Here is a 23,622-nt window from a genome sequence, read left to right as displayed (position 1 = left end):
CATAGCCAGAACAATAAGACGCGCTTGATGCAGGTACAGTTTTCCAAAATGCACGGTCTGGGTAATGACTTCATGGTCATTGATAACGTAACCCAGAATGTTTACTTTTCTACCGAGAAAATCCAGCAGCTGGCAGACCGGAATTTTGGTATTGGCTTTGACCAGCTGTTGATGGTTGAACCGCCTTACGATCCGGAAGAAGATTTCCACTACCGTATTTTTAACGCCGACGGCTCAGAAGTATCCCAGTGTGGAAACGGCGCCCGCTGTTTTGCCCGCTTTGTAAAAAGCAAGGGCCTCATCAACAGGAGCAAGATTCGGGTCAGCACCAAGTCCGGTAAAATGACCCTGTACCTCGAAAAGGATGGCCAGGTCACGGTGAATATGGGGCGCCCGGAGTTCGAACCGTCAAAAATTCCGTTAAAAGCCAACAAGCACGAAAAGACCTACGTGATCCGGGCCGATGACCACACGCTGTTCTGTGGTGCCGTATCCATGGGTAACCCCCATTGTGTGCTGGAAGTCGACAACGTGGACACTGCCGACGTGCATACCATAGGGCCGCTTTTGGAGCGACATGATCGCTTCCCGGAAGGAGTGAATGTAGGCTTCATGCAGATTCTCTCTGCCGATCACATTCGCCTGCGGGTATTCGAAAGAGGCAGTGGTGAAACCCTCGCCTGTGGCAGTGGCGCATGCGCAGCAGTTGCAATAGGACAGATTCAGGGTAAATTAGGTAAGGATGTCCGGGTTGATTTGCCCGGCGGAAGTTTGCGAATACGCTGGCAGGGTGCGGACTCTACACTAAAAATGACCGGACCGGCAGAACACATCTACGATGGACAACTAACCCTATGAGTGAAGCTTCAGGCCAAACCCAAGCCACCGTACCCATAGAGTCCCATTACGGGGACGCCGTAGGTGTAAGCGCAGATGATGTGCGTGGTTTCCTGCTTAAGCACCCTGAATTTTTCACCCAGCATCCGGAATTGCTGGAACGCCTGGTTATTCCTCACGGCCAGAAAGGCAGTGTTTCGCTGGTTGAACTGCAAAGCGAACAGTTGCGCAAGAAACTGCGCCAGCTGAACTACAAACTCAATCAACTGATTGGCATTGCCAAACAGAACGAGAAAATTTACCGGGTATACACTGACCTCAACGTGCAGTTGCTCACCTGTACCAGCATTTCAGACATTCAACTCAAACTTGAAGAAGTGTTGCAGGAACAACTGCAGCTTTCATCGGTGGTCCTGAAACCGTTTAAGGGTGCGAATGCGGTGCCTGAACTCCAGCGTCGCCTGTTTATTGAGAAGCGCTTTAAAACCAGTCCGTTTTTCTTCGGCCGTCTGAGCCAGCATGAAAAACACCTGTTGTTTGGCGAACTGACCGCCGAATCGGTGGCACTGATTGCGATTGGCGAACAACGGGAGCTCGGCATTCTTGCCGTCGGCAGCAGCGATCCCAGCCACTTTACTCCGGATATGGACACCCTGTTGCTGAAGCAGTTGCAACAGGTGCTGAACATCATTATGCCAACCATACTCGGGTACTGATGACCCAGCAAGGTGACGCCCCAGCGCCGTTGAGTGAAGATTGCCAGCTATGGCTGGACAAATTTTTGCTTCATTTGCAGGTCGAGCGCGGGCTTTCTGAACATACCATCAGCAACTATCAGCGTCAGTTGGTTTTTATCGCCCAAACTCTCGCACTAAACGCCTGGCCTTCACTCACACCTGCTGACGTTAAGCGGATACTTGCGACGTCCAAACGTGCTGGGCAAAAGCCCCGCAGTATCGCTTTGCGGCTGTCCGCACTACGTACATTCTGCCAGTACCTGATAAACAAGAAGCAGATGTCCACCAATCCGGTAGAAGGCATTCAGGCTCCCAGGCAGGGCCGGCCGCTGCCCAAACAGCTGAGTGTGGACGACATGCAGCATCTTCTGGCTAACCAGCAGGACGACGGCATCGCCTGCAGAGACATGGCCATGTTTGAACTGCTTTATGGCTGCGGATTGCGTCTGAGTGAACTGACCGGGCTCAATTTAAGTGACTGCAAACCCGATGGCACGCTGGTAGTCTCAGGAAAAGGCAGCAAACAGCGAGTTTTGCCGCTGGGCAGAACAGCCTGGAGGGCGCTGCAAGCCTGGCTGAAAGTTCGAGGCCAGTACGCTTCACCGTATGAACCTGCAGTTTTTGTCAGCAAGCGGCAAACCCGCATATCCAACCGCCAGGTTGCCAACCGCCTTGATCAGCTTGCCCAATCCCAACACCTTGCCCAGAAGGTAAATCCACACAAGTTGCGCCATTCTTTCGCCACCCATGTACTCGAGTCCAGTGGGGACTTGCGCGCCGTACAGGAATTACTCGGCCATGCAAACCTGTCTACCACACAGGTGTATACCCACCTGGATTTCCAGCATCTGGCGAAAGTCTACGATTCGGCCCACCCCAGGGCCAAACGCAAGTAAATTCAGTAAGGAGTCAGAATGCGATTCTATCGCCCTCTCAAACCTGTTTCCGCCATAACGTTTGATTTGGATGACACCCTTTATGACAATGGGCCAGTGATCCGAAAGGCAGAGCAACACCTGCAGCAGTTTATTCACGACAACTTCCCCCACGCAGCCCAACTGACTGCGGCAGACTGGAAGGCCATCAAACGGGCCGTTATCTCTGAACAGCCAAAACTGGCATCGGATATGGGCCAGTTGAGATTGAATACCTTACAAGTGGCTCTACGCAATGATTGCAAAGGCGAGTCAGCATTACAGGAAGCAGCAAAAGCCTGTTTCGACTGCTTTTACCACGCACGCAGCGAACTGGAACTGGAGCCCGGGGTAGTTCATACCTTGGATCAGTTGTCCCAGCGGGTACCGATGATTGGGATCACCAATGGAAATGTCGACGTACAGCGAATTGGCCTGGCGCCCTATTTTAAAGGCTTTCTGCACGCCAGTGTTGAACGCCCTATGAAACCCCACGGCCACATGTTTGAAGAAGCCGCCTGCTTATTGGGTGCCCCGGCCGAAACGGTACTGCATGTGGGCGACAATCTGGAAAAAGATGTCTTTGGAGCAATAGCGGCAGGTATGCAGGCGGCCTGGTATGCGGCTGACCGCCCCATGCTGCTGAGCAAGGAAGATACCCGGGTGCTGCCTCACGTTGAACTTGAACAGCTTGATGATCTATTACGGCTCGTCAACTGAGCCGTTGTCTTCGAGCACGTTTTGACGCATTGACTCGCACGGTCGCTGGCACTCTGGCCGCCCGACCACCTTGGCTGGCACGCCCACAACCGTAACATGGGCCGGCACATCGTTGAGCACCACACTGCCCGCGCCAACCTTGGAACCTTCACCAACTTCAATATTGCCCAAGATCTTAGCACCAGCACCCACCAGCACTCCCTGGCGGATTTTCGGGTGCCGATCGCCGGACTCATTGCCAGTTCCGCCCAAGGTTACATTTTGCAGAATGGAAACGTTGTCCTCAATAACTGCGGTTTCCCCCACCACAATACCGGTTGCATGATCAAACATTACGCCTTTCCCTATTCGGGCTGCAGGGTGAATATCCACACCAAAGGTTTCGGAATTACGGCTCTGTAAAAACAGTGCCAGCTGATGCCGGCCTTTTTTAAACAGATAATGGGCCATGCGATGAACCTGAACTGCATGAAAACCTTTAAAATACAGCAGCGGGGTCAGAAAACCGGACGCAGCCGGATCACGCTGATGGATGGCACGAATGTCTTCAACCGCCGATTCAGCAATTTCCGGGTCAAGCATATAGGCTTCATCGAACACTTCCCGAATAGCCAAAGCCGGCATCACATCGTCTGCCATTTTGTTGGACAGAATAAAACTCAGTGACGACTCAAAATTGTGATGGGTCAGGATGCAGGCGTGAATATAGCTGGCGAGCAGCGGTTCCTGCTCGGCAATCCGTTTTGCTTCCTGCTTTAAGGAGAGCCAAAAGTTGGTGATGGTGGTTAGCGTTTGCATAATGCCAGCCCTGTGCGACGTATTCCCGAAACAGACACTTTGTATGGTATCTGACCAGGACCAATTCAAGGATTGCGCAAGAGTTTATCACATCGTTGTGATGATTTAATCGGCGTTGAGGCAAATTAACGGCCGTGGTAGTGTGCGGCTTAGCTTGAGTAACATACTGAACCTCTGATGATAACAATCACTGACTCCATCCAGCTGGCCGACGAAGAAGTTGAACTCAGTGCCATCCGCGCACAGGGTTCTGGCGGGCAAAACGTCAACAAAGTCAGCAGCGCCATTCATTTGCGCTTTGACATTGCAGCCTCATCTTTGCCAGAACCAGTGAAGCAGCGTTTACTCAGCCGCAATGACAGCCGCGTTACCAATGAAGGTATCTTCATACTCAAGGCGCAGAATTTTCGCACCCAGGAACAAAACCGTCAGGACGCCATCGCGAGACTGGCAGAGTGGGTTGCTGCAGCGACCGTGGTAGCGAAAAAGCGCAAACCCACCCGAATCAGCCGGGCGGCCAAACAGCGGCGCCAGGAAACAAAGAAAAAATCTAGCCAGCGCAAACAGTTGCGCCAGAAAATTGATTTTTAAGCCCTACTAGGGCCTATTGATCTTTACTGTTCGAAATTTGTTCTCTCTGAGTGGTTTCAGGGCAAGGCGAGAGCCATGAAGCTTAGTCAGCTAAGTAAATGGCGAACAACGCAGTCATGGAAGCACTCAGAGTGAACCCGAAGGGCAGCACTTGTCGCGCTTTTCTGCTGCGTTAGTGACTGTTCATGTAGATGACTACACTTCACAGCCTCTGCCTTGCATAAATGCACGACAATTTGCTGCAAAATTGAACAGCAAAGATCAACAGGCCCTATGCTGGGCCGACTTTTTCGAGCAGCTCAACAAAACGCTCTGCCCATAAACGGGCGATGCGTTTGGCGTCCTGGGCATTGGTAGCACGGTTTCGCCAGGTAAAATAGTTGTCGTCCCAGTCTTCCTGCCGATCGACTACCCGGGCCAGCGGTTTACCGCTAACACTGTCAATCAGTTCGAGGTACAAGGTGGCTTCACCGGCACTTTCTGCATAGCTGTACTGACGATTGGCTGTCACCAAATCGGGGGCGTTAAGGTCAAGATTGATGATGGAAGGCTTAACCAGCAATGTCAGTTCGCCCACCTCAGTAACCAGTGGCATGGGGCTGTTGTCACCCAATACCGCCTCAAATTCTGAGAATACATAACCTGACATCCGCTCGCGTATCATTTCCATATCGCGCTCTGTCACCCGGGTTAGCCGGCCGGAAGAATTGTAATTGCGCGCCCAGTTTTTCTTGAACGCCACCGTTCCCGGTTCCAGCATCAGGCTTTGGTAATCCTGAATGCTGAATTCGGGCGAAACATACACTTCGTCAAACTGGTCCTGGGACTGACGTACCATGCCATCAAAGCTCAGGGTTTCCGTTTGTTCGGCCATGCTGCCAGACTGGGACTGGCACGCAGCCAATGTAACACAGAAGATAACTACCGAAAGGGCCCGAAAGGCAGATTTCATAATGATTTCCTTGTGCACAAAGCCATTGAGTCAAAGCAGGTCCTGTAAGCCTAGCCGATAGCCTGAAAATGACCAGATATCAACGCACAATCAGGCATCTCAAATTCTGAGCGCTACTGCGCCAGCCTGCTCTGCAAGCGAACCGCCAATTCCGAATGACGGGCCATTAACACCTGTTCCAGCCCGGCCCGGTGTTGCGCATCTTCTATCAGCCAGTTTCCGCCAATCATCAGTTTCTCGACTTTCTGCGCACCACACAACACCAGTGCGGCGATGGGATCACCGGCACCACTGAAGCGCAATTCATCAAGCGCAAAGAACGCTAAGTCGGCCTGCTTACCCACCGCCAGTTCGCCAATGTCGTCACGATGCAACACTTTGGCCGAACCCAGTGTGGCCCAGGACAACACTTTTTCCGCAGTGATCCGCTGTGCACCATAACGCAATCGTTGCTGCAGCAGTGACTGCCGAACTTCCTGAATAAGGTTTGAACAGTCGTTGGAGGCGGAACCATCTACCGCCATCCCCACCGCACAACCGGCCTGCTCCAAATCCAGGGTAGGACAGATGCCAGACGCCAGCAAGCCGTTGGAACTCGGACAATGGGCAATGCCCACCCGATTGCGGCCTAAGCGAAGAATTTCTTCATCAGTAAAGTGGATACCGTGCGCCAGCCAGGTTGACGGCCCCAACCAGCCGCAGTCTTCCAGGTAGTCCAGCGGGCGCATACCGTATTCCCGCAGGCAGAACTGGTTTTCATCCTCGGTTTCAGCCAGGTGGGTATGCAACAGAACCTTCTCCTGCGCAGCCAGGGTTGCTGTTTGCTGCATCAGTTCCCGGGAAACCGAAAACGGTGAACAGGGTGCCAGCGCAATTTGCAGATAACTGCCCGGTTGAGCGTTGTGATAACGCTTAATCAAGCGCTGACTGTCGGCCAGAATCTGGCTTTCCGACTGAATTACTGAGTCTGGTGGCAATCCACCCTGGCTTTCTCCCAGGCTCATGGAGCCGCGTGTCAGCACGGCCCTGCACCCAAGCCGTTGCATGGCTTCAACCTGAATATCAATGCCGTGCTCCAGGCCTTTGGGAAATACGTAGTGATGATCCGCCAGCGTGGTGCCCCCAGACAGCATGAGTTCAAGACCGGCCAGTCGCGAAGCGTTGTAGAGCATTTCGTCGTCAAGGTGTTGCCACACCTTGTACAACGTCGTTAACCACGGAAACAGCGGTTTGTTCAGTGCCGCGGGCAGGCAGCGGGTCAGGGTCTGGTAAAAATGATGGTGGGTGTTAATGAGCCCGGGCGTAATCACCCAGTTCGAACAATCCAATTCCTGCTGGTAGGGATGGACTGGCTCGTGCCCTTTTCCAACCAGTTCAATAATTTCACTGCCCCGAACCAGCAGACCGTTGCTGGCATCCTGCAGATTGGCGGTAAAGGCGGCACGGGGATTACGTAACCACAGTGTCTGGCTATCACGCTGCATGAACAACTTCTTCCTTGCTTTGTGGCTGAGGCATAACAACACTCAGAAAAATGGCACAAAAACCCGAAACGGTAACCGGCGAGGACCACATATCCTGGGCCCACTGAGGCAACTGGGAGAGCGCATTCGGCACCATCATAACGCCGAGCCCGCAACCCAGGGAGGTAGCTATGATCAGGCTCTTGCGCCGGTCGATAGGTTCAGACGTCAGAATGCGGATACCTGCCACCGCGATGGTGGCAAACATCACCAGTGTTGCCCCACCCAATACCGGCTTGGGCATGGCCTGAAAAATACCACCAATGAGTGGAAACAGGCCCAGCAGCATAAGGATGCCGGCCACATAGAACCCCACATAGCGGCTGGCAACTCCGGTCATTTGTATAACTGCGTTATTTTGTCCGAATGTGGTATTTGGGAAAGTGTTAAACACCGCTGCGATCATAGAGTTAATGCCGTCGGCCAGAATGCCGCCTTTGACGCGGGTAAAATAATCCTTACTCTGAAGCGGTATTCTACAGAACAGACAATTGGCCGTAAGGTCGCCCGCTGTTTCAATCGCGGTCAGCAAATACACCATCGCCACAGGTATAAACAGTTGCCAGTCGAAGTTGTAGCCATATTTAAACGGCTCCGGAACAGCCACCGCTGGCAGGCTTGCCAGATGATCAAAATTCATCATTCCAAGAGACCAGGCTATCAGAGACCCTGTCAGCATTCCCACCAGAATTGCTGAAAGCCTGACCCAGGGGTTCGGGTTACTGTTCAGCACCAGTACCACAAGCAAGACAAAGCCGCCGATGAGCAAATTTTCACTGGCTGCAAAGTTTTCTGCGCCAAACCCACCGGCGAGATCGGTCATTCCATATTTAATCAGCGATAAACCAATGGTGGTGACTACAATGCCTGTGGTCAGCGGGGTTATAATTCGTTTGAGCTTGTCAATGAACTGGCTGAGCGCTATCTCCACCAGCGCACCCCAAAAACAAATTCCGAACATCATGGCCAGCACATCTTCATTGCTGCCACCCCGATGCTTCACCGCAACACCCGCGACCAGCAGTGCACTGACAAATGCAAAACTTGTCCCCTGAACAGCAATCAGACCACTGCCAACCGGGCCAAATTTTTTAGCCTGAATGAAGGTTGCCAATCCTGAAACAAACAAGGCCATACTGATGAGATAAGGCAACTCTGCCGTTAACCCGAGCGCACCACCAATGATCAGGGTACCGTTTATGACACCGATAAAGCAGGCCAATACATGCTGTGCAGCCGCAGTTACACTTTGCACCACCGGCGGACGGTCATCCAGGGCATACAACATATCGGTATTGCGGGTATCAGCCATACTTTGCTCCTTCCAGACTCCAATTCAGCTAATCGATTCGCAGGCAATGGAATTGCCGTGCGATTTCGATGTGATGTCTCCAAACCACCTCAAATTACAGCAAAAACCTAACCAATTAGTCAGGAATCATTCAAAATATATAAACATTAAAATTCAACAAGTTAAATATACCTGGCGACAAAAAAACAAATGCCATCACCACCTTCGCACCAAGAAAGTGCAAAGAAGCAGGGAAGTCCTGTCACTTGGGTCGTTGGCTTTTGGAATTCCACCCTGTATAAATTCACAGTCTGCTGGCATAATGGCGGTTTTGAAATTAATCAGCGCTAAACAGGTGTGACCGAACTATGGATGTATCCCGACTGCTTGACGAGCTCAACGACAAACAACGTGAAGCGGTAGCCGCCCCCTTGTCGAATGCACTGGTGCTGGCCGGTGCCGGCAGCGGGAAAACCCGGGTACTGGTGCATCGCATTGCGTGGCTGATGGAAGTTGAAAACATCGCACCGTTTTCCATTCTGGCAGTAACCTTTACCAACAAAGCGGCGAGGGAAATGCGCGGCCGAATTGAATCGCTGATGGGCCGAAGCCTGCACACCATGTGGATTGGTACCTTTCACGGCCTGGCCCACCGGCTTTTGCGGGCACACCACGCCGAAGCCGGATTGCCGGAAAACTTCCAAATCCTCGACTCGGATGATCAGTACCGCCTGATACGCCGCATTCTCAAAAGCCTGAATCTGGATGAAAAGCACTGGGCTCCAAGGCAGATCCAGTGGTATATCAACGGCAACAAAGACGAGGGCCTGCGCCCCCATCATATTGAAACCCATGGCGACCACACCCAGCAGAAAATGCGCGACATCTACGCTGCCTATCAGGAAGCCTGTGACCGCGCCGGGCTGGTCGATTTTGCCGAGTTGTTGTTACGCGCCCACGAACTCTGGGCCAAAAACCCCGATATTCTGGCCAACTACCAGCGTCGCTTCCGCGCTGTGCTGGTGGACGAATTTCAGGATACCAACAACATTCAGTACGCCTGGCTGAGAATGCTGTGCAGCGGCAACACCAACAACATCATGATTGTGGGCGACGACGATCAGTCTATTTACGGCTGGCGTGGCGCCAACATCGACAACCTGCACCATTTCCTCAAGGATTTTGATACCCCCACCACCATTCGGCTTGAGCAAAACTACCGCTCCACCGGCACGATCCTCAAGGCCGCCAATGCGGTAATCGACAACAATCAGGGCCGCCTGGGCAAAGAGCTCTGGACACAGGGTAGCGAGGGGGAACCGATTTCGGTTTATGCGGGTTTCAACGAACTGGACGAAGCGCGCTTTGTTGTCTCGCAGCTAAAGGACTGGTTGCAGCAGGGTAACGCTCTGAAAGACAGCGCCATTCTTTATCGTAATAACGCCCAGTCGCGGGTGCTGGAAGAGGCGTTGCTGCACGAAGGCCTGCCCTATCGGATTTACGGCGGCCTGCGTTTCTTCGAGCGTCAGGAAATCAAGGATGCGCTGGGTTACCTGCGCATGGTCAATCACCCCCATGACGATGCCGCCTTCGAGCGCGTGGTCAACACCCCAAGCAGGGGAATTGGTGACAAAACCCTGACCCAGGTTCGTGATACCGCCCGCCTGCACAACTGCTCGCTTTGGCAGGCCAGCCACCTGCTGATCAGCGAAGGCGCGCTGAAAGGGCGCGCAGCAAATGCCTTGCAGGGCTTTACCGGATTGGTTACAGAGCTGGAACAGCAGCTACTCGACGAACCGCTGGAGGAGCAGGCCAACAAAGCCATCAAACACTCCGGCCTGTACGCCATGTATCAGGCAGAGCGAGGCGAAAAGGCCCAGGCGCGACTAGAGAACCTGGAAGAACTGGTCACCGCCTGCAAACAGTTCATCGTTCCGGAAGAAGCCGATGAAATGACCCCATTAGCCGCTTTTCTGGCCCATGCCTCGCTGGAGGCCGGCGAAGCCCAGGCCCAGCTGGATCAGGATGCGGTGCAGGTGATGACGATTCACACCGCCAAAGGGCTGGAATTCCCTCTGGTGTTCATGGCCGGTGTGGAGGAAGGCATGTTTCCCAGCCAGATGACAAACGACGAGCCGGGCCGCATGGAGGAAGAGCGACGTCTGTGTTACGTGGGTATGACCCGCGCTATGCAGAAACTGTTTATCACCTATGCAGAAAGCCGCCGACTCTATGGTCAGGACAAGTATCACACCGCCTCACGCTTTATACGTGAGATCCCCAGCGACTGTGTTTTGGAAGTGCGCCTAAAATCCACCGTACAGCGGCCGATACATAATAGATTCAGTCGGGCTACGTCTCATGAAGCATTTGAAAGCAGCGGCTTTCAGTTGGGGCAACGGGTTCGGCACCGTAAATTTGGTGAGGGCATTGTGCTTAACTACGAAGGCTCCGGTGAACATGCCCGGGTTCAGGTCAACTTCGACGAATATGGCAGTAAATGGCTGGTATTGGCGTACGCCAAGCTTGAGCAGGCATAAGTGACATTCGCTCTGTTGCAGTAACCTCACTGGAAGAGAACAACAGCAGTTTTCCGGAGCTGCGCTGACGAAAGCTAGGATGATTCATGCAGCGTAAAGTGCTGGTGATTGAAGACAGTAGCACCAGTTTAAAGCTGGTTTCGAAGCTGGTTCGCAAGGCCGGCCTGCAGCCTGTAGGGGCGCGTTCATTAACCGAAGCCCGAGTGCGATTTGCAGACTCAACACCGGAAGAGTATCTGTGTGCCGTGGTAGATTACCATCTGCCCGATGCACCACACGGAGAAGCCATCGATTTTGCCGTTGAATCTTACCTGCCCACCATTGTGGTGACCGGCCAGGTCAATGAAGAAACCCGGGCCGCAGTTTGGGCCCGGCCGGTCGTCGACTACATTCCAAAAGAAAATGCACAGGTATACGACTACCTCAGCCGCCTGATGGCTCGCCTGCAAAAAAATAAATTTATCGGCATTCTGGTAGTCAACCCGAATCGAAGCCAGCGAAACCAGGTCACTTCCCTGCTCAACCGGCATAATTTTTTAACCTATGAAGCTAGCCATGGCAGCGAAGCGCTGGACAAGCTTACCGCTCATCCGCATATTCAGGTGGTCATTTGTAGCGATAAGCTGCCGGACGTTGCAGCCACCGAATTTGTTGCCCGTTTGCGCAAGGAATATTCCCGCGGCGAACTCAGCATAATGGTGCTGGCCAACGACAACAGCGACCTGCTCCCCGCCCGCTTCATCAAGAGCGGTGCCACTGACTTTTTACGTAACCCTTTCTGTTATGAAGAATTTCTGTGCCGGGTCACCATGCTGATCGAACTTCTGGAACGGGTTGCAGACATACGCCGCGCGGCCAATACCGACTACCTCACCGGCCTGCCCAACCGCCGCCATTTTTTCTATATCCTGAATCACCAGTACCGCAATCTGCCCACAAAGCAGGCCCTGGCGTTACTGGATTTGGATTACTTTAAGCGGGTGAATGACCGCTATGGTCATGATTCCGGCGACGCAGTTCTCAAGTCGGTTGCCAGCCTGCTAGCGAGCGAATTTGCCGATGTGTTTGTTGCCCGTCTGGGCGGCGAGGAATTCTGTATTTACCTGCCCGGTTTCAGTGCTGAGGAAGCCTTCAGACGGTTGGAGCGCTTTCGCCAGAAAGTCGAGCACACTCGTATCGAGAACAATGGCGATGTCATCAGCATTACCACCAGCATCGGCCTCACCACCCGCCCGGCCAATAACATTGAAGCCCTGTTATCGTTCGCCGACAGCCTGCTTTACCAGGCTAAAAACGATGGCCGCAACCAAGTGTGCAGTGACATGCCTGTGGCAGCCGAAGTTTAGGGCTTCGGGCTGTCATCCGGTTTGACCGAGCGCAGCCTGCGCTGTTGACGGTAGACTTTGAGTGAATCAAAACTGAATATCACCAGCGCCAGCCATACAAACCCAAAGGTGATCAACCGGGCCGGTTCCAATGGTTCGTTGTATAAGCAGGTCGCAAGAATAAACATCAGGGTTGGCCCGATGTACTGGAAGAAACCCAGCGTTGAATACATGATTCGCCGCGCCGCAGCGGTAAAACACAGCAAAGGAGCTGTGGTCACCAAACCGGCAGCCACCAGCCACATATTCAAAGGCATATCGTTGGTCAGCATATTGCTGTTATGCGACGCAAACATCAGCCAATAGCCCACAGCCAAAGGCAGCAACATCAGGGTTTCGATGAACAGACCGGGCAATGCGTCCACCGCAACCTGCTTGCGCAGCAAGCCATACACACCAAAACTGCCCGCCAGTACCAGGGCAATCCAGGGCAACTGCCCATAGGTGTATATCAGCACCCCAACGCCTACCACGAGCAACATGACTGCAAGCTGTTGCATCGGCCGCAGGCGTTCGCCCAGAAACATACGGCCAAGGAACACATTCAGTAAAGGGTTGATGTAATAGCCCAGGCTGGCGTCCAGGAGATGGTCGTTGTTAATGGCCCAGATAAACAGCAACCAGTTGGCCGCCAGCAGCAATCCGGCCACAAACAGGGTTTGCATTACCTTGCGGGATTTCAGCGCTGCCTTCACTTTGCCAAACTGCTTAAAAGCGACAATCAGACCCAGCAGTACCACGGCAGACCAAACTATCCGATGCATCAACACTTCCAGCGACGGGATCATCGCAAGCTGTTTGAAATACACAGGCGCAATGCCCCACATGGTATAGGCGGCAATGGCAAACATTACGCCAGCGCGGGTAGCACGTAATTGTTCGTCGGAGAGCTGGTTTTTGGTGTTCACAGAGAAGTTTCGGATGCGTCGAAAATTGAGGCGGGCATTGTGAGCAAAGCCCGCCTCAAACACAAGTACATTCCCGTTTTAAAGGGAGGAATTCACAGCAAAAACAGCGTTCCCAGCCCCAGGAACGCCACAAAGCCGACAATGTCGGTAACGGTGGTGAGAATCACCGAACCAGACAGGGCCGGATCAATTTTCAGCTTATCGAGCAATACCGGGATGAATACCCCGGACAGTGCAGCCGCAACAATGTTAGCCAGAATGGCAAAACAGATCACCAGCCCAAGTAACGGGTCGGAAAACCAGTAAAAGGCCACAATGCCAATCACCAGCGCCCAAATAAGCCCGTTTAAGCCACCAACCTTGAGTTCCTTGACCATCAGGGCCTTGAGGTTGGCCTTGGTCACCTGCCCCAGAGCCAGGCCCCGTACTATCAGGGTTAGAGTCTGACTGCCGGCAATGCCGCCCATACTGGCAACCACCGGCATTAATACTGCCAGGGCAACCACCTGCTGAAGGGTGGTTTCAAACAGGCCGATAAACCAGGACGCCAGAAATGCTGTAAGCAAATTGATACCCAGCCAGAGGGCTCGGTTTTTGGCACTTTTGGCCACCGGCGAGAACAAATCCTCGTCTTCATCCATACCCGCCGATGCCATTACCTGGCGTTCATAGAATTCGTTGATCAGTTCGCAGGCGGAGGTAATGTCGAGTCGACCGAGCAATTTATTGTTGTCATCCACTACTGGCAAGGACACGTACCCCGAACGCTGCACCTGCAGTGATGCGGTGGTACATTCATCGGTGCCCTTCAGCATTGGCATGTTTTCTTCGGTCAGTTCCACCAGTGCCAGATGTTCTGGCGCCCCAAACAAACGCGTAAGCTTAACGGCTGCAGAATACTGCCCGCTGCGGTTAACCAGAAACACCGTATCGCAGTGTGCAGGCACATTGCGCCGGATAAGCCGCAACCCTTCCCGCACCTTCGCGTTCAGAGGCAGAACCAGCAGTTGATGGCTAAGCCAGTGCCCAACTTCGTCGTCATCAAACTGAGTCGCTTCCCGGAAGTATTTCTGTTGCTGGGCGTCCAGTTCAGCGTAGGCCAGATCCACCAAACGGGAGGGCAGGGAATCCAGCAGTTCGAGTAAATCTTCGGCGTCGATGTCGGCCAGTATTGCCGCCCATTCATCGTCCAGTGTCGCGTCGATGAGTATTTCCCGGGGATCACTACGCATTTCCACCAGCACCGCCAGCTTGCGTGAACGGGGAATGCCTTCCCACACGGCAAGTCGACGCTCAACCGGCAAAGATTCCAACAGGCTGGCAATATACACGTCGTCCTGACTGCTCAGAGCACTGAGAATGGCAGCCGGGTCATCGTTGGGGGAATCGGATACAAACTCTTCTATGAGATCGGGCAAAGGTTCAGCCATCGAACATCTCCAATCGGGTTTCAGTGGGCAGGCAAGATTAGGAGACTCCTTTTTCTCGCGCGCGGCGCAGCCATGCACAGGATAAAGGTACCAGCGGCGAAAGCAAGATATTGGCCGGATAGTTTTTTAAATTAGTCTGTTAAGTCAAATCAAACCATCTGCCAATTCGCCGCGCCACAAAAAAAGTTGTGCGTTTGCCGTGAACATGGCGCCGAAAAAACGTAAAATCGCGTCAATGACAGTATCCAGTTCATCAGCCTCTCTCCCGGCCAGCCCCACTGAATCACGCTCACCCCAGGAGGTGCTTGAGCGGGTATTCGGCTACCCTCAGTTTCGCAGCGGTCAGGAACAGGTCATTCAGCATCTGCTTGATGGCCAGGATGTGCTGGTTCTGCTGCCCACCGGTGGCGGCAAATCACTGTGTTACCAAATCCCGGCGCTGGTGAAATCCGGAACTGCGATTGTGGTATCACCACTGATATCCCTGATGCAGGATCAGGTTGAGCAATTGCGCGAAGTGGGCGTCAGTGCGGCGTTTGTCAATTCCAGCCTGGAACCGGAACGCCAGCAGCAGATTATACAGCAGTTACAGGCCGGCAAGTTTGATTTGCTGTATGTTTCACCAGAGCGTTTACTACAGCCGGGTTTTATGAACCTGCTGACCAGCCTGGATATTGCGCTTTTTGCCATCGACGAAGCCCACTGCGTGTCGCACTGGGGCCACGATTTCCGTCAGGATTACCGCGCCTTGGGGCTCATAAAACAGCGCTTTCCCCAGGTTCCGGTGATTGGCCTCACTGCCACCGCCGACTCTGCCACACAGGCCGACATTGTTACCCAGTTGCACCTTGATACACCCTACATTTTCAAAGGCAGCTTTGATCGCCCCAATATTCGTTACCGGGTGATGCCCAAATACAAGGCATTCGATCAGGTGGTATCCTATGTAAAACGCCAGGAAGGCAGTGGCATTATCTACTGCAACAGCCGGGCGAAAGTCGATGACCTTTACGCCAAGCTACACCGGCAAGGCTTCAAATGCGCGGCCTATCATGCTGGAATGGACAGTGACGAACGGGAATATGTGCAGCGGCGCTTCCTTAATGATCAAATAGATATTGTTGTGGCCACCGTTGCGTTCGGAATGGGCATCAATAAATCCAACGTGCGCTACGTAGTGCATCATGACGTACCCAGAAGCATCGAAAGCTACTATCAGGAAACCGGTCGTGCCGGACGGGACGGACTTGAAGCCGAAGCCTTGCTGTTGTTCGATGAAAAAGATGCAGCTCGGGTTCGCCAATGGATAGATCAGGGCGAACGTGCCGACCGCAATGCCGTGGAACTGCAGAAATTCGCTGCGATGGAAGCGTTCGCCGAAGCCCAGACCTGTCGCCGTCAGGTATTACTGAATTATTTCTCCCAGTTCAGCGACACCGCATGCGGAAACTGCGATATCTGCCTAGACCCACCCAAACTGATCGACGGAACCGTGCTGAGCCAGAAAGTTCTGTCGTGCATTTTACGTCTGCAACAGCAGGCCGCGAGTCAGTATGTTATCGACGTTATTCGGGGTAAGGCACTCAAACGAATCCAGGAAGCCGGCCATCAGCATCTGTCTACCTACGGCATTGGCAAAGAGCACTCTGACAGCTACTGGCACAACATCATCAATCAGCTCATTCACCAGGGGCTGATTCGAGTTGACATAGTGGCCAATGCCGCGTTGCGGCTCACCGAAGCGGCCCGCCCGGTACTCAAAGGTGAGGCGCCCCTGCAGTTGGCCAGCCCACGGCTCGAATTCAAGCCGGAACGCAAAAGCAAAGCACCGGAAAACTATGACCGTGCGTTGTTCAAACGCCTCAAACACCTTCGCAAAGCTCTGGCAGAGGAACATGGTGTTCCCCCATTTGTGGTATTCAGCGATGCCACCCTGGCTGACATGGCATCCAAACAACCCACTCACTCAGCGGCCATGCTGGAGGTATCGGGCATTGGGCAAACCAAGCTAAGTCGCTACGGCGATGCCTTTATGCAACTCATTGCCGACTATCTGCAGCGCGATCCGTTAAGCTGAGTGGCGCTCAACATTTTGAGTTTTATCCGCTTTCGCAATTTTCCAAAGCTTGTTCTACATTTGAATCTGACGCGCGCTTTCGATACCAACAGCTGCTCATGCAAGGGCTACGTGGCCTGGTGAGCGTGCTCAACCAGCGGACCACCTGGTACTCTGCTGTCCGCCGGACCTGATGCATTTCCATTCAACCCAGCCGCACCGGGTTATCGGTAACCAAGGAGAAGATTCTCAGTGAACACTCATCTTAACAGCGTCCTGACATTGCCTGCCCGGAGGCTCAGACTGCTGGCTTTTGCTGGCATTATTCTGATGGCCGGGTGTCAAAGCGTCGATTTTACCGTCCCCGCCATTCAGTCCTCACCCGGTGAACCTGTGGTCTGGCACGACCTGCTCAGCCCACAGGCCCAGCGCAGCAGTGACTTCCTCACGCAGGTTCTCGGCTGGCAGGTTTCCCAAACCAGTCCCTATGCAACCCTCAGGGACGCCAACGGCACTCTGGTGGGAGGCATGTTTGACTCCGCTGAAATGGGTTGGCCGTTAAATTCCGGTGGCTGGTTGCTGTCATTACAGTCCATCGATTTGGAAGCAACACTGAAACGAATCACCGACAACGGCGGCACTATCATAAAGCCCCCAAGGGAATACCCTGACCGGGGAATGTCGGCACTGGTCCAGGACCCGCAGGGTGCGGTGTTTGAAGTTCTGGAAGTAGTCTCCAGCGATGCCTCACAGAGCGTAAATAACCAGATGTGGACGTGGCATGAACTGGTTACGTCCAATCCACTGCTTACTGCCAGCTGGTATGCCAAAGTCTTTGAATTGCAAACCAGTTCAATGGATGGCAACCGGCATATGCTGAGCAAGAACGGCGAACCTCTGGCCACGGTTTCTACCAACCCGTTTGACGACACGCCGAATCAGTGGATCCCGGTTGTCTCGGTGGCGGATTTCGAAACCACACTGCAAAAAGTGCTTGAGTGGGGTGGCCGTCTTACCGTGCGCCCTAATCCAGACTTTGCCAATGGCAACCTGGCTCTGATTCAGGACCCCAGTGGCGCGGCCATGTTACTTCAAAACCAGGAGACCCTGCCATGAAATCCCCGTTTCGAACTTCCACCCTTTGCAAACTGGTTATCGTTCTGGGCGCAGCAGTGGCTTTGTCGGCCTGCCGCATCACACCCCATGCCGACGTCGGGCTTGACGTTAACTACTACAACGGCGGCTTTCATGTAAACCCCAACGCTCATGTAGGGCTCTCCGGCCGCCCGGACCGCCATTAGGGTTTGCTGGCGTATGCGTAGGGTCCTCCCTTTTCCAGCGCCCGCAGGTAGGCAGGGCGCTGGTGGATCCGGGCAACGTATTCACTGATGGCGGGCCTGCCCGGCGTCAGACCCGCACTCAGCATTGCTTCAAGGGGAAATACCATCTGGACATCCGCGCCTGTGGGGCGATCATCGGCAAACCATTGATGATCAGTCAAATATTCTTCCACAAAATCCAGTGACTGCGCCAGGTTCGGCCCGTAATACGCACTGATGATCCCGTCACAAACCTTGTTCACAATTGGCGTAACAAAAAATGGCTTTGCTTTGGCACGCGCTTTTCTCAAAATCATTGTCGCAACCACCGACGGCATCAGCGAACCTTCTGCAAAATGGAGCCAAAAATGGTACTGCTGCAGCGCTTTAGGTCGCACTGGTCTTGCAAACGGGGCATGCTGAAGATCACCCACCAGATATTCAACTATCGCTGCTGACTCCGCCAGAATCCCCTCATCACACTCGAGGAGCGGCGAGCGCCCCAACGGGTGTAAATCCGATAAAATTTTCGGCGCAAGTCCGGTTTTTGGATCCCGCGCGTAACGTTCAATTGCGTAATTCACGCCGAGTTCCTCCAGCAACCACAAAATGCGCTGCGAACGGGAATGCTCCAAATGGTGTAATACAAGCATGGGGACCTCAGTTTTTTTCGGGTTTCGTGATTATTGCAGTTCAGTCAGTCATCCCGTTGTTATTGATGCGAAATGTCAGACTGTCTTTGTTACACGGAAATCTCTAGAATGGTTTGATTCACTGTAAGATAAATCGGACTCGACCCAAGATTGCGGATTTCGACTGAACAGCCGATTGTCAGCCATTTTCACCCTGATTTACTCTGAATACCCCGACACTGAGAGGCTTATTTGAAACTTTCCCATCACTATGCCAAGCACCTTCCGGAACTGGTGTCACCAGTCAGGCCTTCGCCTCTGGGTGGAATGCGTCTGGCGCTGGTGAATCGCGAACTTGCCGATGAATTCAGCTTGCCGAAGCAATGGTGGGAATCGGATACCCTGGTTCGTGGTCTGAGCAATCCCGATTTTGAGTTGTGCCGCTATGCCGTGGCACAAAAGTACGGTGGCCACCAGTTTGGCCAGTGGAACCCTTACCTGGGCGACGGGCGTGGCCTGTTGCTGGGAGAGATCACTGACCTTAAGGGCCAGCCGAACGATTTGCATCTCAAGGGGGCCGGGCCAACTCCATACTCCCGTCACGCAGACGGCCGCGCTGTTTTACGCTCCACACTGCGCGAATATCTGGGCAGCGAAGCGCTGCACCACCTGGGTATCCCAAGCAGCCGCGCGCTTTGTCTGTTTACCAGCAAACAGAAAGTATTGCGGGAGCAGCCGGAACCAGGGGCTATGATGATTCGGACAGCCCAGAGTCACATACGTTTTGGCCATTTCGAATACTTTTTTCATGCCCAGGAAAAGCGCAAACTTAACGCATTGTTTGAATTCACATTAAACCGGTATTTCCGCCAATGCCTGAAAACCAGCAACCCCCACGCATCGTTGCTACGCAGTATCTGCCTGCGCACGGCACGCATGATTGCACTGTGGCAGGCACACGGGTTTGTTCACGGCGTGATGAATACCGACAACATGTCAATTCACGGCATCACATTTGATTACGGGCCCTACGCATTTATGGAGCACTTTGAGCCGCAGGCGGTATTCAATCACTCAGATCACCAGGGCCGCTATGCATTTGATCAGCAGCCAGGGGTTGCGCTTTGGAACCTGAATGCACTGGCCTGGGCCTTTACGGATCAGTGCTCCAAAGAAGAGATTGTTGATATTCTGAACCAGTTTGAACCAACGTTTATTCAACAATACCAGTTGAAAATGCTTCAGCGTCTGGGGCTGCCGGAAGCCAGTGAACTGGCGTTGCGCCTGTTAAATCAATGGTTAGACATGATTGCCGGCCAACAGCGTGATTACCACCATACGTTCAGGCTGCTGGCTCTCACCGACCCGCAACAGTCAAAACCAGCCTTACGGGACACTTTTGTTGACCGTGATGCCTTCGACAACTGGTGGCGCGAATACCGCGCACTGAGAACGACGGTTCCGACAACCCAGGCGGAGATGCTGGCCGTTAATCCTGCTGTGATTGCCCGCACCCAATTTATGCAGGACGCCATTGTTGCGGCCGAACAGGGCGATTTCAGTGTAGCCGAACAACTGCTTGAAGCCCTGCGCCGCCCCTTTAGTACAAAGTATGATAGCCACCCGTTATGTCAGCCACCTTCAAACACCCAGACCATCAGCCTGTCATGCAGCAGTTAGATGTGCACGTACTCTATGACACCCTCATTCTGGATCAGGATATCATCCGGCTGCATCAGCCCCTGCCTGTTACCCCAGCCGCAACAGAATACTGGGTTAAACAGTTTTGTCTGCTGGTCGGTTTCGAACCGTTGAACGCCGAGTGGGGTGCAGATCGTTTTCAGGCGACGCTTTTTAACGGTCAGTTTTATTGCCTGCTCTGCATTGAGTGGCTTTGCGATTCCATCTGGCTGGAATCATCCGGCGGCAGTGACTGGGACGCCGCAGCTTTATGGCGCTGTTTGCGGGACAAATGTAAGTCGCAAGGTGCAGGGTAATTCGCTAGTATTACAAGGACAAAGTAATGGTCAGGGAAGCATTGGTGTCCACGAACAGAGCACATTTTCAACGCATTTCCATGTTTAAACTGGCCCTGGTGGCGCTGGTTGTTATCTTTTGCAGTGTCTGGTCAATACCTGCCACTGCTCAAAACCTGGTACTGAACACTGACAATGCCTTTCGCAGCGCCGACCTGCAGCCCTATATTTCCAGTGCTATCGCACCAAAAAACCAGGCCTATCTGAAGGTTTTTCACCAGCAGAACCACTGGCACCCTGACTACTACCTGTCTCCCCTGCCTGCCGACCACCGGCTTTGGTACCAGGTACACCTTGCCCACAACGGCAACAAACCCATAAGACTGGTTCTGCGGGTGGATCGTCTCAGTCTTGATCAAGTCAGCATGATGGTGCTTGATGAACGTGAACGGATTATCCATTCCGCTTCCAGCAGTGCAGAGAAAGACTCCTCAATGTTGTCAGGCACCCTGCCTTCGCTGGATTTTCCATTGGAGGTTCAGCCGGAACAACAGGTTACTCTGCTTGTCAGCATTGCAGACCCCGGATTGGTGAGTTTTCCCTTTCGGCTGTGGCAACAGGAAGCTCTCGAAGAACACGATGATCACAACCTGATTCTGTTTGGTGTGGCAGTCGGCACGCTGGGGATCCTGTTCGGATATTTCTTTATCTCCTACCTTTATCAGCGCACCGCAGCCCGCTTCTGGCTTTCTCTGAGCAATTTGCTGTTTGTCGGCCTGATAGTGTGCGAAGAAGGGCTGTTCATCAAACTTCTGCCACTGGCCAATTACGCCGAACACATACTCACGGCGCTGGTCGCACTGGTAATGTTCACACTGGCGAAGGTCACACACAGCCTGTTTACCCGCCTGCCAACACAATTGAGGCTGCTCAATTACCTTCCCTCAATTGCAGGCCTGGTATTGGTGGCAACCAATGCGCCCTATCTTATGACAGCAGGAACCTTTGCCCTGGCGGCCATTGGCGGGCTTCTGCAACTGTTTTACGCCTTGTTTTACCGCGATAGGCGCAACAAGGCGCTATCGCGCATATTTATGGTTGCCTGGGGCTTTTTGTTTGCCTTGCTGGCGATGCAGATATCCGTGATGCTGGATGGCAAAAGCCTCTCTACGGCAGAAAATCTGTACATGGCATTAATGCTGATGTTTGCCAGCCTGAGCTTTGGCGTATCGGTTGAACTCAAAGAGCGCAACGCCAACTTCCAACGCCTGCTCGCCAAGGAGCGCACCATCAGCAATCTGCATTATTTTTACGATCTGTTCCGCAATTCCGCCGAAGGCTTGTTTACTTCCACCCTGGAAGGGCAGCTCAAAAGTGTGAATCCGGCCATGTGCTCGCTGTTTGGCTACGCCGATGAAGCCACCATGCTTGCCGCCGTAAGCAATACCAAAATGCTGTATGTAAGAGGGGAAGACCGGGACCTGCTGATCGGCGAAATTCTGGAGCACCAGGTAGTCATGGGGCGGGAAATAAAAGGCAAGCGGGCAGATGGCAGCGAGTTCTGGTTTTCCATATCCTGCCAGCTACGCCAGGAAGAGGGCGACAACTATTTGTATGGCTCAATTTTTGACATCACTGAGCGTAAGCAATCGGATATCAGCCTGGAATATCTTGCCACCCACGATTCCCTGACCGGGGTGTACAATCGCCGCGAATTCGAACAACAGCTGCACCAGCTGATAGAGCACCCCAAGCCGCATAACGCCCCTGTTATTCTGCTGTATCTGGATCTCGACCGCTTCAAGGTGGTCAATGACACGTGCGGGCACAAGGCGGGCGATGCACTGATCAAAGAAGTCGCCCAACTGCTGCAAAACACTCTTGACGGCAAAGGCATTCTCGCCCGGCTGGGTGGTGATGAATTTGCCGTACTGTTCAAAGGGCATCAGGAAGACGCGGCGTATCTGTACGGCGTTAAAATGCTCAACGCGGTGCAGTCGTATCGATTTATCTGGGAAAACCGCATTTTCACCCTGGGTGTCAGTATCGGCATGCTCAATTGCAGCCAGTACGAAGCCAGTGGCGAGCAAATGATGTCGATGGCAGATGCGGCCTGTTATATCGCCAAGGAGCAGGGGCGCAATCAGATTCACCGGTACAGCAGTGACGACGAAAGCCTTAAACGCTATGAGCAGGAGCTGGATTGGGTCAGCAGCATCAACCGGGCCCTGGAAGAAAATGGCTTTGTGCTTTTTTATCAGCATTTCAGACCACTCAATAAACCGATCGACGGTGATTACTATGAAATCATGTTGCGTATGCAGGGTGACGATGGGGAACTGGTGCCACCCAACGCATTTTTACCATCTGCCGAACGTTACAACCTGAATGCCAACATAGACCGTTGGGTGGTCGAAAACACCTTCAAGTGGCTCGCTGGCAACCCTGAGCACCTTGCGTCACTCAAGCGCTGCAACATTAATTTGAGTGGTCACTCACTGGCCAACCGGGAACTAAAACTTTTCATTCTCAATGCATTTGAAAAGTACGCCATTCCATACAGTAAAGTGTGTTTCGAAATAACCGAAACCATGGCCATTATCAAGATGGAGGACACCCTGCAGTTTGTGCGTACCTTTAAACAGTTGGGCTGCCTGTTTGCGCTGGACGATTTCGGTAGTGGTTTCTCGTCTTACACTTACCTTAAGCACTTGCCAATAAATACCGTTAAAATCGACGGCAGTTTCGTTTGTGACATGCTCAACGACCCGGTCGACCTTGCCATGGTGTCATCCATTAAGGATGTGGCCAAAGCGCTGGGTATGGACACGGTAGCAGAGTTTGTTGAATCTGAGGCCACCATGGTTGAACTGGGCCGAATGGGAGTGGACTACGCTCAGGGAATCGGTGTTGCTGAACCGGCTCCACTGAGTGAATTTAAATCGCTTTAAGAGACGCGTGTAAGAGACGCCTGTATGAGACGCCAACGAGTTGCTATAATTTGGCAGATTTC

At 53.1% G+C, this 23,622-nt stretch carries 20 protein-coding genes; 13 read left to right on the top strand and 7 right to left on the bottom strand.

The genetic code is table 11. The annotated features are described in order from the left end of the window. Positions 1-27: 27 nt before the first annotated feature. The 4 genes from dapF to DXV75_RS09530 are packed head-to-tail and all read left to right on the top strand — an operon-like array spanning position 28 to position 3,208. On the top strand, positions 28-858 hold the full coding sequence (gene dapF, locus DXV75_RS09545; protein ID WP_115593184.1) for a diaminopimelate epimerase: 831 nt from the start codon (positions 28-30) through the stop codon (positions 856-858). After that, positions 855-1,553 carry a DUF484 family protein gene (locus DXV75_RS09540; RefSeq protein WP_115593183.1) on the top strand — a complete coding sequence of 233 codons (699 nt, stop codon included), beginning with the start codon at positions 855-857 and terminating at the stop codon, positions 1,551-1,553. Before dapF ends, DXV75_RS09540 begins: the two co-directional genes overlap by 4 nt. Then, positions 1,553-2,470: a tyrosine recombinase XerC gene (gene xerC, locus DXV75_RS09535; RefSeq protein ID WP_115593182.1), complete on the top strand. Its 918-nt coding sequence runs from the start codon at positions 1,553-1,555 to the stop codon at positions 2,468-2,470. Before DXV75_RS09540 ends, xerC begins: the two co-directional genes overlap by 1 nt. 18 nt (positions 2,471-2,488) lie before the next feature. After that, positions 2,489-3,208, top strand: coding sequence for an HAD-IA family hydrolase (locus DXV75_RS09530; protein WP_115593181.1), 720 nt, complete (start codon positions 2,489-2,491; stop codon positions 3,206-3,208). Here DXV75_RS09530 and cysE read toward each other — a convergent pair. Continuing rightward, positions 3,191-4,006: a serine O-acetyltransferase gene (gene cysE, locus DXV75_RS09525; RefSeq protein WP_115593180.1), complete on the bottom strand. Its 816-nt coding sequence runs from the start codon at positions 4,004-4,006 to the stop codon at positions 3,191-3,193. The genes DXV75_RS09530 and cysE overlap by 18 nt on opposite strands. 177 nt (positions 4,007-4,183) lie before the next feature. On the opposite strand from cysE, the gene arfB reads away from it, so the two are divergent. Further along, positions 4,184-4,597, top strand: coding sequence for an alternative ribosome rescue aminoacyl-tRNA hydrolase ArfB (arfB, locus tag DXV75_RS09520; protein ID WP_115593179.1), 414 nt, complete (start codon positions 4,184-4,186; stop codon positions 4,595-4,597). Positions 4,598-4,868: 271 nt separating this feature from the next. On the opposite strand, the gene DXV75_RS09515 is transcribed toward arfB, so the two are convergent. The 3 genes from DXV75_RS09515 to DXV75_RS09505 form a co-directional block, all read right to left on the bottom strand. After that, positions 4,869-5,549, bottom strand: a complete 681-nt coding sequence (locus DXV75_RS09515) for a DUF3313 family protein (protein WP_115593178.1) — start codon at positions 5,547-5,549, stop codon at positions 4,869-4,871. 113 nt (positions 5,550-5,662) lie between these two features. Beyond that, positions 5,663-7,033, bottom strand: coding sequence for an 8-oxoguanine deaminase (locus tag DXV75_RS09510; RefSeq protein ID WP_115593177.1), 1,371 nt, complete (start codon positions 7,031-7,033; stop codon positions 5,663-5,665). Then, on the bottom strand, positions 7,023-8,384 hold the full coding sequence (locus DXV75_RS09505) for a uracil-xanthine permease family protein (protein ID WP_115593176.1): 1,362 nt from the start codon (positions 8,382-8,384) through the stop codon (positions 7,023-7,025). Before DXV75_RS09505 ends, DXV75_RS09510 begins: the two co-directional genes overlap by 11 nt. 347 nt (positions 8,385-8,731) lie before the next feature. Here DXV75_RS09505 and uvrD point away from each other — a divergent pair, with 347 nt between their 5' ends. Both uvrD and DXV75_RS09490 read left to right on the top strand, forming a co-directional pair. Then, entirely contained in the window at positions 8,732-10,903 is a 2,172-nt protein-coding gene (gene uvrD / locus DXV75_RS09495; protein WP_115593174.1) for a DNA helicase II, read from the top strand. 86 nt (positions 10,904-10,989) lie between these two features. Then, entirely contained in the window at positions 10,990-12,249 is a 1,260-nt protein-coding gene (locus DXV75_RS09490; protein ID WP_115593173.1) for a response regulator, read from the top strand. Here the strand turns inward: DXV75_RS09490 and rarD are convergent. Next, a complete protein-coding gene (gene rarD, locus DXV75_RS09485) occupies positions 12,246-13,139 on the bottom strand; it encodes an EamA family transporter RarD (protein ID WP_115593333.1) in 894 nt (297 codons plus the stop codon). The two genes, DXV75_RS09490 and rarD, sit on opposite strands and share 4 nt — an antisense overlap. A 149-nt stretch (positions 13,140-13,288) precedes the next feature. After that, positions 13,289-14,626: a magnesium transporter gene (locus DXV75_RS09480; protein ID WP_115593172.1), complete on the bottom strand. Its 1,338-nt coding sequence runs from the start codon at positions 14,624-14,626 to the stop codon at positions 13,289-13,291. Between the two features lie 235 nt (positions 14,627-14,861). Between DXV75_RS09480 and recQ the strand changes: the two genes are divergently transcribed. From recQ to DXV75_RS09465, 3 genes are all read left to right on the top strand, one after another. Beyond that, positions 14,862-16,703 (top strand): DNA helicase RecQ, encoded by a 1,842-nt coding sequence (recQ, locus tag DXV75_RS09475; protein WP_115593171.1) that lies wholly within the window; start codon positions 14,862-14,864, stop codon positions 16,701-16,703. Positions 16,704-16,934: 231 nt separating this feature from the next. Beyond that, positions 16,935-17,798 (top strand): VOC family protein, encoded by an 864-nt coding sequence (locus DXV75_RS09470; protein WP_115593170.1) that lies wholly within the window; start codon positions 16,935-16,937, stop codon positions 17,796-17,798. Next, entirely contained in the window at positions 17,795-17,983 is a 189-nt protein-coding gene (locus DXV75_RS09465; RefSeq protein ID WP_115593169.1) for a hypothetical protein, read from the top strand. Before DXV75_RS09470 ends, DXV75_RS09465 begins: the two co-directional genes overlap by 4 nt. Here the strand turns inward: DXV75_RS09465 and DXV75_RS09460 are convergent. Next, positions 17,980-18,654, bottom strand: coding sequence for a glutathione S-transferase (locus DXV75_RS09460; RefSeq protein WP_115593168.1), 675 nt, complete (start codon positions 18,652-18,654; stop codon positions 17,980-17,982). The two genes, DXV75_RS09465 and DXV75_RS09460, sit on opposite strands and share 4 nt — an antisense overlap. A gap of 231 nt (positions 18,655-18,885) precedes the next feature. Between DXV75_RS09460 and DXV75_RS09455 the strand changes: the two genes are divergently transcribed. From DXV75_RS09455 to DXV75_RS09445, 3 genes are read left to right on the top strand one after another with little or no spacing between them, the layout of a single operon-like run. Then, positions 18,886-20,313, top strand: coding sequence for a protein adenylyltransferase SelO (locus DXV75_RS09455; RefSeq protein ID WP_115593167.1), 1,428 nt, complete (start codon positions 18,886-18,888; stop codon positions 20,311-20,313). Continuing rightward, positions 20,301-20,630, top strand: coding sequence for a hypothetical protein (locus tag DXV75_RS09450; RefSeq protein ID WP_115593166.1), 330 nt, complete (start codon positions 20,301-20,303; stop codon positions 20,628-20,630). Before DXV75_RS09455 ends, DXV75_RS09450 begins: the two co-directional genes overlap by 13 nt. 44 nt (positions 20,631-20,674) lie before the next feature. Next, positions 20,675-23,560, top strand: a complete 2,886-nt coding sequence (locus DXV75_RS09445) for an EAL domain-containing protein (RefSeq protein WP_245953166.1) — start codon at positions 20,675-20,677, stop codon at positions 23,558-23,560. The last annotated feature ends 62 nt before the right edge of the window (positions 23,561-23,622 follow it).

This window comes from Alteromonas aestuariivivens, assembly GCF_003367475.1.
GTDB lineage: Bacteria > Pseudomonadota > Gammaproteobacteria > Enterobacterales > Alteromonadaceae > Alteromonas > Alteromonas aestuariivivens.
Note: the sequence above shows the minus strand (reverse complement) of the source record. Positions and strands in the feature narration are given on the sequence as shown.

What these genes read in the sequence shown, in the direction of transcription:
- cysE (WP_115593180.1), bottom strand. Translation starts at nt 4,006, where the DNA reads ATGCAAACGCTAACCACCATCACCAACTTTTGGCTCTCCTTAAAGCAG.
- dapF (WP_115593184.1), top strand. Translation starts at nt 28, where the DNA reads ATGCAGGTACAGTTTTCCAAAATGCACGGTCTGGGTAATGACTTCATG.
- DXV75_RS09510 (WP_115593177.1), bottom strand. Translation starts at nt 7,033, where the DNA reads ATGCAGCGTGATAGCCAGACACTGTGGTTACGTAATCCCCGTGCCGCC.
- DXV75_RS09460 (WP_115593168.1), bottom strand. Translation starts at nt 18,654, where the DNA reads ATGCTTGTATTACACCATTTGGAGCATTCCCGTTCGCAGCGCATTTTG.
- xerC (WP_115593182.1), top strand. Translation starts at nt 1,553, where the DNA reads ATGACCCAGCAAGGTGACGCCCCAGCGCCGTTGAGTGAAGATTGCCAG.
- recQ (WP_115593171.1), top strand. Translation starts at nt 14,862, where the DNA reads ATGACAGTATCCAGTTCATCAGCCTCTCTCCCGGCCAGCCCCACTGAA.
- rarD (WP_115593333.1), bottom strand. Translation starts at nt 13,139, where the DNA reads ATGTTTGCCATTGCCGCCTATACCATGTGGGGCATTGCGCCTGTGTAT.
- DXV75_RS09490 (WP_115593173.1), top strand. Translation starts at nt 10,990, where the DNA reads ATGCAGCGTAAAGTGCTGGTGATTGAAGACAGTAGCACCAGTTTAAAG.
- DXV75_RS09480 (WP_115593172.1), bottom strand. Translation starts at nt 14,626, where the DNA reads ATGGCTGAACCTTTGCCCGATCTCATAGAAGAGTTTGTATCCGATTCC.
- uvrD (WP_115593174.1), top strand. Translation starts at nt 8,732, where the DNA reads ATGGATGTATCCCGACTGCTTGACGAGCTCAACGACAAACAACGTGAA.
- DXV75_RS09505 (WP_115593176.1), bottom strand. Translation starts at nt 8,384, where the DNA reads ATGGCTGATACCCGCAATACCGATATGTTGTATGCCCTGGATGACCGT.
- DXV75_RS09465 (WP_115593169.1), top strand. Translation starts at nt 17,795, where the DNA reads ATGAAATCCCCGTTTCGAACTTCCACCCTTTGCAAACTGGTTATCGTT.
- DXV75_RS09450 (WP_115593166.1), top strand. Translation starts at nt 20,301, where the DNA reads ATGCAGCAGTTAGATGTGCACGTACTCTATGACACCCTCATTCTGGAT.
- DXV75_RS09515 (WP_115593178.1), bottom strand. Translation starts at nt 5,549, where the DNA reads ATGAAATCTGCCTTTCGGGCCCTTTCGGTAGTTATCTTCTGTGTTACA.
- DXV75_RS09530 (WP_115593181.1), top strand. Translation starts at nt 2,489, where the DNA reads ATGCGATTCTATCGCCCTCTCAAACCTGTTTCCGCCATAACGTTTGAT.
- DXV75_RS09540 (WP_115593183.1), top strand. Translation starts at nt 855, where the DNA reads ATGAGTGAAGCTTCAGGCCAAACCCAAGCCACCGTACCCATAGAGTCC.
- arfB (WP_115593179.1), top strand. Translation starts at nt 4,184, where the DNA reads ATGATAACAATCACTGACTCCATCCAGCTGGCCGACGAAGAAGTTGAA.